The following is a 13049-nucleotide window of genomic DNA, read 5'->3' as shown; positions in this document are numbered from 1 at the left end:
TCAATCCTTTCCGAGCAATGCGCGGGCGACCTTGACGACATTGTCGACGGTGAACCCGAATTTGTCCTGCAGCTTCGCGATCGGGGCGGAGGCACCGAAGGTCGACATGGTCACCGTCTTGCCGTCGAGCCCGACATACCGGTCCCAGCCGATCTCGCCGCCCATCTCGATCGCGATGCGGGCGGTGACGGCCTTGGGCAGGACCGATTCCTTATAGGCCTGATCCTGCAGTTCGTAGCGATACCAGCTCGGCATCGACACCACGCGAGAGCGGACGCCCTGTGCCGTTAGCGCCTCATGCGCCGCGACCGCCAGCGAGACCTCGCTGCCGGTGGCGATCAGGATCACCTCGGGGTCGGCGTCGCCGGCGAGAACATAGGCGCCCTTCATCAGCCCTTCGGCCGAAGCATATTTGGTGCGGTCGAGCGTCGGCAATGCCTGGCGCGACAGGACCAGGGTGGTCGGGCGATGCTTGTGCTCGAGCGCGGCGCGCCAGGCCCAGGCGGTCTCGTTCGCGTCGCCCGGGCGGATCGTGTCGAGGCCGGGAATCGCGCGCAAGGTCGCGAGATGCTCGATCGGCTGATGCGTCGGGCCGTCCTCGCCCACGCCGATCGAGTCATGCGTGAAGACGAAGATCGAGGGCAGTTCCATGATCGCGGCAAGGCGGATCGGCGGACGCATATAATCGGCGAAGACCATGAAGGTGGAGCCGTAGGAGCGCAGGTGCGACAGCGCCATGCCGTTGACCACGGCACCCATGCCATGCTCGCGCACGCCGAAATGGAAGTTGGAGCCGCCATAATTATCGGCCTCGAACGACGCCTTGCCCTTCACGTCGGTCTTGGTCGAAGGCGCGAGATCGGCCGAGCCGCCGATCAGGAACGGCACGCGGTTGGCAATGGCGTTGAGCACCTTGCCGCCCGCGTCACGCGAGGCCACGCCCTTTTCGTCCGCGTCGAACACCGGGATATCGGCATCCCAGCCTTCGGGCAGATCGCCCTTGAGCAGCAGGTCGAGTTCCGCGGCCAGATCCGCATTGTCCTTGCGATACTCGGCGAAATTCGCCTCCCATGCCTCGCGCAAAGGACGGCCGCGATCGGCGATCGACTTCTCGAATGCCTCGGCGACGCCGTCGGGCACCAGGAATTGTGCGTCCTCGGGCCAGCCATAGGCCAGCTTGGTTGCCTTGATATTGTCGGCGCCAAGCGGCTCGCCATGCGCCTTTTCGGTGCCGGCGCGCGGGGAACCCCAACCGATGATCGAATGCACGACGATGAAGGTCGGGCGGTCGTTGGTCGCCTTGAAGCTGGCGAACGCGTCGGTCAGCGCGCCGATATCATTGGCGTCGTCGACATGGATGACGTTCCAGCCATAGGCCTGGAAGCGCATGCCGACATCCTCGTCGAACGCGAGCGCGGTGTCGCCTTCGATGCTGATGTGATTGCTGTCGTAGATCCAGCACAGATTGGAGAGCTTGAGGTGGCCGGCGAGCGAGGCGGCCTCGGCCGAGACGCCCTCCATCATGTCGCCATCGCCGCACAGCGTGTAGACGTCATGGTCGAACAGGTCGAAGCCAGGCTTGTTGTAGCGCGCGGCGAGCCAGCGCTCGGCGATCGCCATGCCGACCGAATTGCCGCAGCCCGCGCCGAGCGGGCCGGTCGTGGTCTCGACACCGGTAGTGTGGCGATATTCGGGATGGCCGGGCGTCTTGGAGCCGAGCTGGCGGAAATTCTCGATGTCCTCGAGGCTGACCGCAAGATTGCCGGTGAGCTTGCCGTCGCGGTCGATCTCCTTGACGCCGGCGAGATGCAGCAGCGCGTAGAGCAGCATCGAGGCATGGCCGACCGAGAGAACGAAGCGGTCGCGATTGGGCCAGTCGGGCTTGTCCGGATCGGTGCGCAGGAATTGCGACCAGAGCGTGTGGCCGACGGGCGCGAGCGCCATCGGCGTGCCGGGGTGTCCCGAATTGGCCTTTTGCACTGCATCCATCGCGAGCGTGCGGATCGTGTCGATCGCCAGGCGTTCCGGCGAGCCGTCCTCGTGGAGGCCGTTGGCGGGCGAGCCGCCCTCGTGAGGGCCCTTGGCGGGTGCGCTGGCCGTGGCGGCATCGGACATGAGAGAAACTCGCTTTCTATCGGACAGTCGAGCGCTGTCCGTCGCTGGTGGTTGCCTTATCTTTCGAGCCGGATCACGCGGCCGCCCCCGCCGATATAGGCGCAATCCACCTCGTCAAGGAAAAGGCCATGCCCCAGAACGCCGGGGATCGCGGAAAGCCCCATGGCCAGGGCGCAAGGATCGGGCATTTCAGCGAAAAAACAGTCGATGATGATATTGTCCTGATCGGACAGCGCGACGCGCACACTCGTCTTCGCGCCGAGTCCCGCCAGCCGAGTCGCGACGAAGGCCCGGCCGAACGGCAGTATCTCGACCGGCAGCTTGGCCTTGCCGATACGCTCGACCCGTTTCGACGAGTCGGCGATGACGATCATCCGGCGCGAGGCCGCCGCCACGATCTTCTCGCGAAGCATCGCGCCGCCGGCGCCCTTGATCGCGAACAGCCGGTCGTCGATCTCGTCCGCACCGTCGATGGTGAGATCGACCGACTCGACCTCGGCGAAATCCAGCATCGGGATGCCGGCCATATGCGCCATGGACTCGGTGCGCCGCGACGTCGCCACGGCACGGATGTCGAGCCCGCCCCGCACCAGCTCGCCCAGCCGTTCGAGCGCAAAGGCAGCGGTCGAGCCCGTGCCGAGCCCGACCAGCATGCCCGGCCTCACCTCTTCCACCGCGGCGAGCGCCGCGGCGCGTTTGTCGTCATCGGTCATGGGCGGCCACTTCCTCTATCAAACGCCCGATACCACTACTCCGTTCGTCCTGAGTAGGGGCTGAGCGAAGTCGAAGACCCGTATCGAAGGACATGGGTGAGGCCTGTCCTTCGATACGCCATTTCGACGAGCTCAATGGCTACTCAGGACGAACGGCGTAGTTTCCGCAATCCCCTGCCTCACCATTTTTCCACTGGCGACACGCACCCTCTTCGTCGAAAGGGGGAACCCATGATCGAGAAAATCCTCGCGATACTCGCGACCTTCACCATCGCCGTGATCTCCAAGGGAGGGTATCTCGGCATCGTCCTGCTGATGGCGATCGAATCGGCCTGCATTCCGCTGCCGTCCGAGATCATCATGCCGTTCGCCGGCTATCTCGTCTCGATCGGGCGGTTCGACCTGTATCTGGCGGCGACCGCCGGGGCGATCGGCTGCAATCTCGGCTCGATCGTCGCCTATGAAGTCGGCAAGCGCGGCGGCCGTCCGCTGGCCGAGCGCTGGGGCAAATATGTCCTGATCGGCCCGGGCGAGCTCGACATGGCCGACCGCTTCTTCGATCGCTGGGGCAATCAGGCCGTGCTGATCGGCCGGCTGCTGCCGGTGATCCGGTCGTTCATCGCCTTTCCCGCCGGCGTCGCCCGGATGAAGCTGATCCCCTTCCATATATATACCTTCATCGGATCCTGGCCGTGGTGCTTCGGCCTGGCCTGGCTCGGCATGGTGCTGGGCGAAAAGTGGAACAGCGATCCGCGCGTGAAGGCAGCGTTCCACAGCGCCGACGCGCTGATCGGCGTGGTGCTGGTCGTGCTCGTCGGCCTTTATATCTGGCACAAGGTACATGGGCTGAAGGCCAAGCCGAAGGAATAGATCCGGGGCCGCTCCGGCAAGTATCGATAACCGACTTGCCAGTACCGAACTGATATCTCGGCCGTTTCCAGTCAAGTATTCGGGCATTTTTGCCAGCCAACGTCGACCCCGATTTTTCGGGTCGCGCGCGTGTGCCCGGGGGCGTTTTTCTGTCGGCGCGATACACGATATTTGGGGCTCGTCGATGGTTTCGACGATGTTTCGCTCAGCCTTCATGCGTTTTACGGACACGTTATTCGCCGAATTATGAGAATCGTATGATGAGATCATTGTCGGTTCTTACCTGAGCGAGCGGCGGTCGGAACGGAGGCCGCTGGCCACCCTTCGCCGTGATGATGCGACGGCCCGCCGGTAAAGTGAATCGGCGGCCAGCCATGATTGACGGGCGCCGCCTTTCGATCGGCCACTGAGCCTATATTTCGGCGCGTGGTTCGTATCGGCGCGATGGCGCGCGGCATAAGCCCCAAATCCAATTGGGGTCTCCACCGAGATAAGATGTTTTGTCGTGCGGGCGCCGCCGCGACATCGTCGCGGGAGCAATTGGGAGAGCGAGCGATGAAGTGGATGGTTTTCGGCGGCGTGGCACTGGCGTCAGTAGCGGCGATGGCCAAGGCGCAGGCGGACGATCCGCTGACCCGGCCGATCGCGCCCGAATCCGCCAGACGCTGGCTGGCGCCGCAGGCGCCGGTTCATGTGCATGGCAATTTCTATCTGGTCGGTTTCGGCGGCCTCAATGTCGGTCTGATCCGCACCAGCGCCGGGCTGGTCCTGATCGACGGTTCGGTGCCGCAGGCGGTGAAGGACGTCGAGGCGCATATCCGCCAGCTCGGGTTCAGGGTGAAGGACGTGAAGTTCATCCTCAGCACCGAGCCGCATTTCGACCATGCCGGCGGCATCGCCGCGCTCGCCCGCGACAGCGGAGCGCGGGTGATCGCCAGCCGGGCGGGCGCGCAGGCGCTCGGGCTCGGGCACAGCCTGGCTGACGACCCGCAATTCGGGCAGCTCGAGGCCTTTCCGGCGGTCGCCAATATCCGCACGCTGGAGGACGGCGAGAAGCTGCGCGTCGGCGATACCGTCATCACCGCGCGCGCCACGCCGGGTCATACCGCGGGCAGCATGAGCTGGACCTGGCGGTCCTGCGCCGGCGGCACCTGTCGCGACATGGTGTTCGGCTCCAGCCTCAATCCCATTTCGGCCGAAGGTTATCGTTTCTCCGATCCCGCCCATGCCGCGACAGTCGCACGATTCCGCAGGACCTTCGACGTCTTCGCCGCGCTGCCCTGCGACATCCTGGTCACCTCCCACCCCGACGCGTCGGGCGGCGACGTGAAGCTCGCCAGGTTCCGCGCGCGCCGGACACCCAACCCGTTCGTCGATCCGGGCGCCTGCCGCGCCTATGCGGACGAATATCGCGGCGTGCTCGACGCGAGGATCGCACGCGAGCGCGCTGGGTCGCCCGGCTGATCCCGGCCCCGCAGATGCGCCGGACTCAGGAGATGCGCGCCATCATCCGCGCCGCCGCTGCCTCGGTCCGCGCATCACGACCCGGCGCCGATTTCCCGGCCAGCGCCTGATACCGCGCCAGCGTCTCCGCGTCCGCCCGTTCGGGCGAGCCCGAATCGAACGGGGGCGACGGATCATATTCCAGGCTGAGCTGGACCAGCCGGGCATGTGCCTCACCCCGGATCGCGGCGGTCAGCGCGAGGCCGAAATCGATCCCCGCCGTCACCCCGCCCCCGGTCGCCCGGTCGCGGTCGATCACCACGCGTTCCTTGACCGGGATCGCCCCGAACGCAGCGAGGTGATGGTGCGACGCCCAGTGCGTCGTCGCGCGATAACCCCTGAGCAGCCCGGCCGCGCCGAGCAGCAGCGAACCGGTACAGACGCTGGTGACCCAGGTCGCGCCGGCCGCCGCCTGTTCGACCCAGGCGAGCGTCGGCGCAGTCTCCATCGCATCGTTCACGCCGAAACCGCCGGGGATGCAGAGGATATCGGGCTGTGCCGCATCCTCGAACGTCGCGGTCGGCAGCAGCGCGAACCCGGCATCGGTGGGCACCGGCGACGGATCGCGCGCGACGAGATCGATCGTGGCATTGCCCAGCCGCGACAGGACCTGGGCCGGGCCGGTCAGATCAAGCTGGGTGACGTTTGGGAAAAGCAGGAAGGCGACGCGGATCGGCGAGAGATCGGGCATGGTGACACTCCTTCGGATCGAGGGTCTGCCCAGGCGAGCGGCTTTTCAGGTCCCGCGCTTCCCCGTGGTGCTCCACGATTCGCCAGTCACGCGAGAGGTGTCGTGATATGCCGGGGCGGCGACGGCGACAAGATCGCCTGCCGGATCAGCCATGCCAGCAGCGGCAGCGCGACAACGAGATAGGGGATCAGCCCGAGCCAGGGCGTCCAGCCCCAATAGTCGCCGGCGATGGTGTTGACCTGGCCGTTGAAAAGATCGGTCATGACCGGGGCGACCAGCGGGAAACGATAGCCATGCGGCGCCGCGATCTCGCACGCCGCGACGGCGAAGTTGATAAAGATGCCCGAGGCGATGAGCCCGGCGATCCAGCCTTTGCCGGTCGCTTTCCACCCCTGCCAGAGCGGCGCGATGCCCAGGCAGAGGAACCCGATCATCGGCACTGAATGGCGTGGCCCGGTCGAGTGGCCACCATCCCAATAGACATAGGCGGCATTGTACAGCAGCACCGCGACGGTAATCGTGGTGCAGAGCCAGCCCAGGTCGCGCGTTCCGGGCGCGCGGATCAGCCGGACCAGCCCGAAGGGCGCGAGCAGCAGCACCGGCGCCAGCCAGAGCATGCCGCGTTCGGTGCCGAAGACGATCTGCCACAGCACCTCGGCCTTGGGATAGGTGAGGCCGAAGAACCCCTGTTGCATGCCAGTGAAGCCGACCACGCCCTGATAGCCCACCTTGAACGGCGTGCCGAAGGCGATGGTGTTGTAGGCAAGCAGCGGGAGCAGCGCGACCAGGCCCGCCGCCGCCGCGACGCCGAACAGCCGCGCGCGGACTGGCCAGGCGACTGCCCGCGTCCGCCACAGCACCCAGATTCCGATCGGAAAGGCCGGGATGACCGCCGGGAACTCCACGACCAGCGCCCAGCCGAGCGCAAGGCCCGCGATAACCGGATAGCGCAGCCGCGCGATCTCGCGCGCGTCCGAGGTGCCCCGCCAGATCGCCCAGGTCGCGATCAGCAGCAGCGCCCCGACCGGCGCATGGCCGAACAGGGTGGTCGACCAGCCCCAGACCGGGGTCGCCAGCGCATAGGCGAGCGCCGTGACCAAGCCGGCGCGCACGCTGCCGGTGATGCCGGTCGCGAGATCGAGCAGCAGCACCGCAGCGAGCGCCGTGAGCAGCGCGACCGTCATCGCCACCGCGATGCGCAGCCGCAGCCGCATATAATCCCAGAGATCCTTGTTGCCGATCTCCTTGGGCATGCGCGTCGCGGTCGTGCCGGTCATCACGTCGCCGAGCCACACCGCGGGCATCGCCATGATCGTCATGCCCGGCGCCTTGTCGAGATAGGTGTGCTTGCCGAATTCCGCCTTGTCGATCGTCAGGTCGCGGAACTCGTCGATCGTCGCGTCATGCTGCTCGACCAGCGAAATGGACGCGAACATCCGCGTCGCGTTGTTGGCATTATAGGGGGAGGACCCGAACCAGCTGACCGACATCCACACCAGGAGGAACAGGCCGAGCGCGAGCTTGTACGGCACGCGCACGGCCGTGGAGGACGTCGTCAGGGTCATGATGTCAGCCGAACAGCCAGGCGCCGAGCATGCGGCCGAAAGGGAAGGTGAAGAAGCCGGCGATGAGCAGCGCGCCCGTCACCATGCCGCGCACCATCCTGCGGTGCTGCCGGACATTGTGATTGCGCGCCGTCCACCAGATCAGCGGCGCGACGATGACGACATAGGCCGAGATGAGATGAATGATGCTGAAGCCGCCATGGTGACTCTCGCGCACGCCGAAGGAGACCAGGGCGGTCAGGAACATCGCCGCCACCCAGATCTTGCCGAGCAGCCGGTGGCGCGAGTCGCCGCGCGGGCGCAGCAGCATCACCGGCGTGAGCGCGAGCGCTGGCAGGATCGTCGCGAGATGCGCCCAGACCAGCGGCGGCACCGCACCCCAATGCGGATAGCCCCGCGCGAGCGCGACCAGCACCGTCGCCAGCAGGGCGATCGCGGCGACCGCCAGAAATTTCTCATATCCGTCGGCCGCGAGCGGCTTTGCCCGCACCGTTCCGGCCGTCACCGTCGCCATTGCCCTGCCCCTTAGCGGAATAAGGCGGAGTCCCTAACCGAAGCGTCGAGGCAAGGTCAAAGCCTCAGGCGTCTAAAGCAGCGTGCGGTAAATCTGAACCACCGCCGTTCGTCCTGAGTAGCCATTGAGCTTGTCGAAATGGCGTATCGAAGGACAAGCGTCACGCGCCACACCTGTCCTTCGATACGGGTCTTCGACAAGCTCAGCCCCTACTCAGGACGAACGGTTCTGATTTTACGCACGCGGCTCTAAGGCTCAGGGTAGCGAGTCCTCGAGTCGCTTCTGCTCGGCCTTTTTCTGCTGGCTCTCGCGCTTGGCCTGTTGCGCCTGCTGGAGGAAGCAGCCGCTCTGCCCGCCGGCACCCACCGTGGAACAGCTGCCTATGCCGCCAGCTACGGTCGGATCGTTGACCAGGCCCTGCGCCTTCACCGCCCAGCTCTGGTTCTCGGGCGTGATCTGCAACTCGCGCACGTCCTTGGGGATACGGAACTGCTCGCTCGGGTTGCCGCGCACGCACACCACCACTTCGGCGCCATCGGCATTGGTCGGGCAGCGCTCGTTGCCGAACAACGTGATGACGCCGTTGACCGGCGCGCTGCGCGAGACCTCGGCCGGGCCCTGCGGCACCACCACGCGCGGGCCCGGCAATGCCGGTCCGGCGACCTGGGCTGCGGCCGGGCCGGTCGCGACCAGCGCCAGCGCCGACGCCATGATCCTGACAATCATCACACTCTCCCGTCTAATCCGCTCAATCAGAGTCTTTTGGCGGTCGCGATCGCCGCCTTGCAGCCGAGGCGGATCAGTCCGCTCAACAGGGGATACCCCAGGGCACGCTCTGCCCCGGAAGCGAGCGCGGTGTCGCGATGCTCGACCTCCTCGGCCTGAAAATCCGCGATCGCCTCGGACAGTTCCGGATCGCTCTCGCCGAGCGCGGCGAGCTGTTCCGAATAATGCTTGTCGATCTCGGTCTCGACCGCGGCGGTGCAGGCCATCGCCGCCTCCGGCCCGAGCGCCGCCGTCACCGCGCCGAGCGCGAAACCGGCCACGTCCCAGAAGGGCTGGAGCAGGGTCGGCCGAACGCCGCGCCGGGCCATCATCGCATCGAAAAAGGCGCGGTGGCGCTCCTCCTGCCCGGCCATGCCGGCGATCTTCCGCGCGGCCGGGGTCCGGTCGCCCATCACGGCGAGCTGTCCGGCATAGATGCGCGTCGCGCCATATTCGCCCGCCTGATCGACGCGGATCATCGACTGCGTGGCGCGTTTCGCGTCGCCGGGCCGCCAGCCGTTCATTTCGCGAAGGCCGAAATCTTGCGCGGGCGGCGCAGCAGCCACAAGATCGCCAGGCCGCCAGCGAGCGAGAAGATCGCGTTGAAGCCCGCGAGCGAGACGCCGAACAGCGACCATTGCGGCACGTCGCAGCGCACGACCGGCGCATCCATGATCCGCTTGAGCATGTCCTGGACCGAGCCGCCGGTGCCCTGCATCGTCGTCGAACAGGCCGTGATGCCCTGCCACCAATGATATTCGACCCCGGCATGGAACACGCCGATCGCGCCGCTGACCAGGATGGCGAGCGCCGCGAGCACGACCAGCCCGCGCTTCAGGACGGCGCCCGGCACCACGAAGGCGAGCGCGGCCAGCACGATCGCGGTGTAATGCGGCCAGCGCTGCCAGTGGCACATCTCGCACGGGAACAGCCCGCCGATATATTGCGACCCCAGCGCGCCGGCCATCAAGCCGGCGGGGAGCAAAAGGGCGATCCAACGGGCGGTGGGGAAACGGTTCCGAGTCATGCCCCACGCACTCCGTCACCCTGAACTCGTTTCAGGGTCCAGGCGCGGCCAGTCGTTCCACGAGCGACGCCCTTGATGAAGCGACCGCGCGTGGATGCTGAAACAAGTTCAGCATGACATATGTGGCATGTGCTCACTTCTTCGCGACCGCCGCGACCTGGGGCGCCGGGGTCGTGGCGAGCCGGCCGATCGTCTTCAGCGCATAATCGAGCTGGAAATCCTCGATCCCCTTCTCCTTGAGCTGCTCCGGCGTGGCGGCGAAGCGCGGATCGGTCTTGGTGTCTTCCTCGAGCACCGAATTATCGGCCTTGACCTCGTTGATCAGATGGCGGCGCAGATCGGCCTCGCGGAACACCGGGCGCGACTTGTAGTCGACGTCGGAGATCTGCGGCACCTTGATGTCCGGCTCGATCCCGCCTTCCTGCACCGATCGGCCGGAGGGTGTGTAGTAGCGCGAGGTGGTCAGGCGCAGCGCGGTCGAATTGCCGAGATCGAGCACGGTCTGCACCGATCCCTTGCCGAACGAGCGTTCGCCCATGACGAGGGCGCGGTGATGGTCCTGCAGGGCGCCGGCGACGATCTCCGAGGCGGAGGCGGTGCCGGCATTGGTCAGCACGATCACCGGCAGGCCGCGGGCATAATCGCCATTATGCGCATAGAAGCGCTGGATGTCGTTCTTCTCCCGGCCGCGTTCGGAGACGATCTCGCCATAATTGAGGAAATTGTCGGCGACGCTCACTGCCTCGTCGCGCAGCCCGCCGCCATTGTCGCGCAGGTCGACGACATAGCCGAGCGGGGCATGGCCGAGCGATTTCTCGATGCCGAGGATCGCCGCCTTGGTCGCCTCGCCGGTATTTTCCGAGAAGGTGTTGATGTTGATGATGCCGATGCCGTTCTTCACTTCCCACTTCACCGGCTTCTGCACGATCTTCTCGCGCACCATCGACACCTCGATCGGCTTGTCGCGGCCGGGGCGGATCAGGGTCAGCTGGATCTTGCTGCCGGGGGGGCCGCGCATCTCGGTGATCGCTTCGTCGAGCGTCTCGCCATAGATCAGCTTGCCGTTGATATGGGTGATATAGTCGCCCGACTTGACGCCCGCGCGCCAGCCCGGCGTATCTTCCTGCGGCGAGATCACCTTGACCGCGCCGTCCTCCATCGTGACGGTCAGGCCGAGCCCGCCATAGCTGCCGAGCGTCTGGATGCGCAGATTGTCGTAATCGAGCCCGGTCTCATAGGCGCTGTGCGGATCGAGCGCGGCGAGCATGCCGGAAATCGCGCCCTTGATAAGCGTCTTGTCGTCGACCTTGTCGACATAATCGACCTTCACCCGGTTGAAGACGTCCATGAACTGGTCGATCTCGCGATAGGTATTGCTGTCGACTGTAGCCATCGCGCTGGTGCCGATGGGAATGATCGCAAGGACCGCGGCGATCGCGGTGGCCTGAAGAAGTGCACGTGACATAAGCTTTTACCCAAACCGGTTTGCGGGCATCGTAGCGCTCAAACGCCGCGGATGAAAGCGCGGCACGGCTGAACGGGAGGTGACTCCGCGTCTTTCCGCCGCCCGCGCGGGAGGCAGGCGTCCTTTTATCCCAGCAGCGGCGTCATATCGACCGCTCGGTCGCGCCGGCGCAGCTCGATAGTAATGCGCGCATCCTCGCCGGTGCCGGCCCGGCCGACCGGCGATCCCTGCGCCACCGTCTCGCCGACCCGGGTGGAAACCGTACCGAGCCCCGCGATCAGCGAGGTCCAGCCGCCGCCATGATCGATGATCACGATCGTGCCATAGCCGCGAAAAGGGCCCGCATAGGCGATCCGCCCCGCCGCCGGCGCGATCACCATCGCCTCGGCGGCGCTGGCGATGGTCAGTCCACGCGCACGCACGCCGGCGTCCGAGAGCTCGCCCAGCCCGGTCACCACCCGTCCCGCGACGGGCAGCCGGTAGGGCGGCGTGCCGCCCGACCAGGACAATGTCTCGATCGGCGAGGCGACTTCACCCGGGCGCGCCGGGCGCGGCAGCGGGCCGGGCAGCGACTGCAGCGCCTCCCGGGTCGCGGCCTGGTCGGCGAGCTGGTCCATCAGATCGACGATATCGCGGGCGCGCTCGCCCAGCGCGATCGCCCGGTCCGATTCGAACAGCGCGTCGCGCCCGAGCGCCTGCGCGCGCAGGCGGTGCGCGACCTCGAGCCGGGCGAGCGCGAGGCGCTGGTCCCGCAGCTGCGCCCTGCTTTCGGCGAGGCGCCGCGCGGCAAACGACGCGCCTGCCTGGAGCTGGCGGGTGCGGGCAAGGTCGGCGCGGACATCCGCTGTACGGGCGCGGACGAGTGGCAAGGTGCTTGCCAGCACCGCACGGACATGGACGATATCGCTGACCGATCCGGGCTGAACGATGCCGACCAGCGCCGGCCGCCGGGCCAGCGACTGCAGCGCCGCCATCAGCCGCGTGACCGGCCCCTGCCGCGATGCGAGCCGCGCGCGCTGCGACGCGAGCAGCCGGTCGATGATCGCGATCCGCGCCTGGCCCGCGGCGATATCCGCCTCGGCCTGCTGGATGCGCGCGGCGACCGCGGCCTCCTGCGCGCGCGTTCGGGCCGCCTCATCCTGTTCGCGCACTGCGTCCTGCGCGAGCCGGGCCGATCGCGCGGCGGCGGCGGCGGATTGCTGCCTTGCCGCGATCAGGCGCTGCTGCTCCGCGGCGGGTGTCTGGGCCGAGAGGGCCGCGATGCCGATGCCGGCCAGGGCGGCCGCAAGGGCGATCGATGCTATCCATGCCCGGCGCATGGCCTATCCTTCGCGGTGATAGGGATGGTTGGCAAGGATGCTCGTCGCCCGCCACAATTGCTCGGCGAGCATCGCGCGGGCGAGCAAATGCGGCCAGGTCGCGCGGCCGAAGGACAGCAGCAGATCGGCACTGGCGCGCTGCGCATCGTCGAAGCCGTCGGCCGCGCCGATCAGGAATCGCGCCTCGCGCACGCCGCCGTCGCGCCATTTCTCCAGCCGATCGGCGAAAACGCGGGAGGGCAGCACCTCACCGGTCTCGTCGAGCATGACGATGCGCGTACCCGGCTCGATCGCGGGCATCCTGCCGCCGGTATCGGGCAGTTCGGTCAGCTTCACCGGCCAGGCGAGCCGCTTCACATAACGATCGACCAGCTCGGCTTCGGGCCCGCGCCCGATCCGGCCGCGCGCGACGATATGGAGCAGCATGCCGGACCCCTAGCCCGTTCGCCCTGAGCTTGTCGAAGGGCTGATCTTCTTTTCCGGCGTCGAAAGAAAGAACAGT

The 13049-nt window shown here is 66.9% G+C and carries 13 protein-coding genes and 1 riboswitch; of the genes, 2 read left to right on the top strand and 11 right to left on the bottom strand.

The window, feature by feature from the left end:
* Both tkt and rpiA read right to left on the bottom strand, forming a co-directional pair.
* Complete coding sequence (gene tkt / locus ACZ1I5_RS23230) at positions 1-2115, bottom strand: transketolase (RefSeq protein WP_465171591.1); 2115 nt, start codon at positions 2113-2115, stop codon at positions 1-3.
* Positions 2116-2171: 56 nt separating this feature from the next.
* Positions 2172-2828 (bottom strand): ribose-5-phosphate isomerase RpiA, encoded by a 657-nt coding sequence (rpiA, locus tag ACZ1I5_RS23225; protein ID WP_465171590.1) that lies wholly within the window; start codon positions 2826-2828, stop codon positions 2172-2174.
* A gap of 231 nt (positions 2829-3059) precedes the next feature.
* Between rpiA and ACZ1I5_RS23220 the strand changes: the two genes are divergently transcribed.
* Entirely contained in the window at positions 3060-3698 is a 639-nt protein-coding gene (locus tag ACZ1I5_RS23220; protein ID WP_465171589.1) for a DedA family protein, read from the top strand.
* Positions 3699-4253: 555 nt separating this feature from the next.
* The gene (gene bla, locus ACZ1I5_RS23215) at positions 4254-5162 is read left to right on the top strand and encodes a subclass B3 metallo-beta-lactamase (protein WP_465171588.1); all 909 of its coding nucleotides are present in this window, start codon (positions 4254-4256) and stop codon (positions 5160-5162) included.
* Positions 5163-5187: 25 nt separating this feature from the next.
* Here the strand turns inward: bla and ACZ1I5_RS23210 are convergent, their stop codons facing one another.
* The 9 genes from ACZ1I5_RS23210 to ACZ1I5_RS23170 all read right to left on the bottom strand — a co-directional run bounded on the left by ACZ1I5_RS23210 (position 5188) and on the right by ACZ1I5_RS23170 (position 12973).
* The gene (locus ACZ1I5_RS23210) at positions 5188-5892 is read right to left on the bottom strand and encodes a DJ-1/PfpI family protein (protein WP_465171587.1); all 705 of its coding nucleotides are present in this window, start codon (positions 5890-5892) and stop codon (positions 5188-5190) included.
* Between the two features lie 20 nt (positions 5893-5912).
* A riboswitch (ZMP/ZTP riboswitch) is annotated at positions 5913-5992 on the bottom strand.
* Positions 5979-7457 carry a hypothetical protein gene (locus ACZ1I5_RS23205; protein WP_465171586.1) on the bottom strand — a complete coding sequence of 493 codons (1479 nt, stop codon included), beginning with the start codon at positions 7455-7457 and terminating at the stop codon, positions 5979-5981. (Overlaps the previous riboswitch by 14 nt.)
* Positions 7458-7461: 4 nt before the next feature.
* Complete coding sequence (locus tag ACZ1I5_RS23200; protein ID WP_465171585.1) at positions 7462-7971, bottom strand: DUF2306 domain-containing protein; 510 nt, start codon at positions 7969-7971, stop codon at positions 7462-7464.
* A 255-nt stretch (positions 7972-8226) separates the two neighbouring features.
* Positions 8227-8697, bottom strand: coding sequence for a hypothetical protein (locus tag ACZ1I5_RS23195; protein WP_465171584.1), 471 nt, complete (start codon positions 8695-8697; stop codon positions 8227-8229).
* A gap of 26 nt (positions 8698-8723) precedes the next feature.
* Positions 8724-9260, bottom strand: a complete 537-nt coding sequence (locus ACZ1I5_RS23190) for a demethoxyubiquinone hydroxylase family protein (RefSeq protein ID WP_465171583.1) — start codon at positions 9258-9260, stop codon at positions 8724-8726.
* A complete protein-coding gene (locus ACZ1I5_RS23185; protein WP_465171582.1) occupies positions 9257-9763 on the bottom strand; it encodes a disulfide bond formation protein B in 507 nt (168 codons plus the stop codon). Before ACZ1I5_RS23185 ends, ACZ1I5_RS23190 begins: the two co-directional genes overlap by 4 nt.
* Positions 9764-9896: 133 nt before the next feature.
* Positions 9897-11228, bottom strand: a complete 1332-nt coding sequence (locus ACZ1I5_RS23180; RefSeq protein ID WP_465171581.1) for a S41 family peptidase — start codon at positions 11226-11228, stop codon at positions 9897-9899.
* Positions 11229-11353: 125 nt separating this feature from the next.
* A complete protein-coding gene (locus tag ACZ1I5_RS23175; RefSeq protein ID WP_465171580.1) occupies positions 11354-12547 on the bottom strand; it encodes a murein hydrolase activator EnvC family protein in 1194 nt (397 codons plus the stop codon).
* Positions 12548-12550: 3 nt separating this feature from the next.
* The gene (locus tag ACZ1I5_RS23170; protein WP_465171579.1) at positions 12551-12973 is read right to left on the bottom strand and encodes a 23S rRNA (pseudouridine(1915)-N(3))-methyltransferase RlmH; all 423 of its coding nucleotides are present in this window, start codon (positions 12971-12973) and stop codon (positions 12551-12553) included.
* Positions 12974-13049: the final 76 nt, after the last annotated feature.

The sequence above is a fragment of the Sphingomonas sp. BL-S-30 genome, assembly GCF_055521475.1.
Note: the sequence above shows the minus strand (reverse complement) of the source record. Positions and strands in the feature narration are given on the sequence as shown.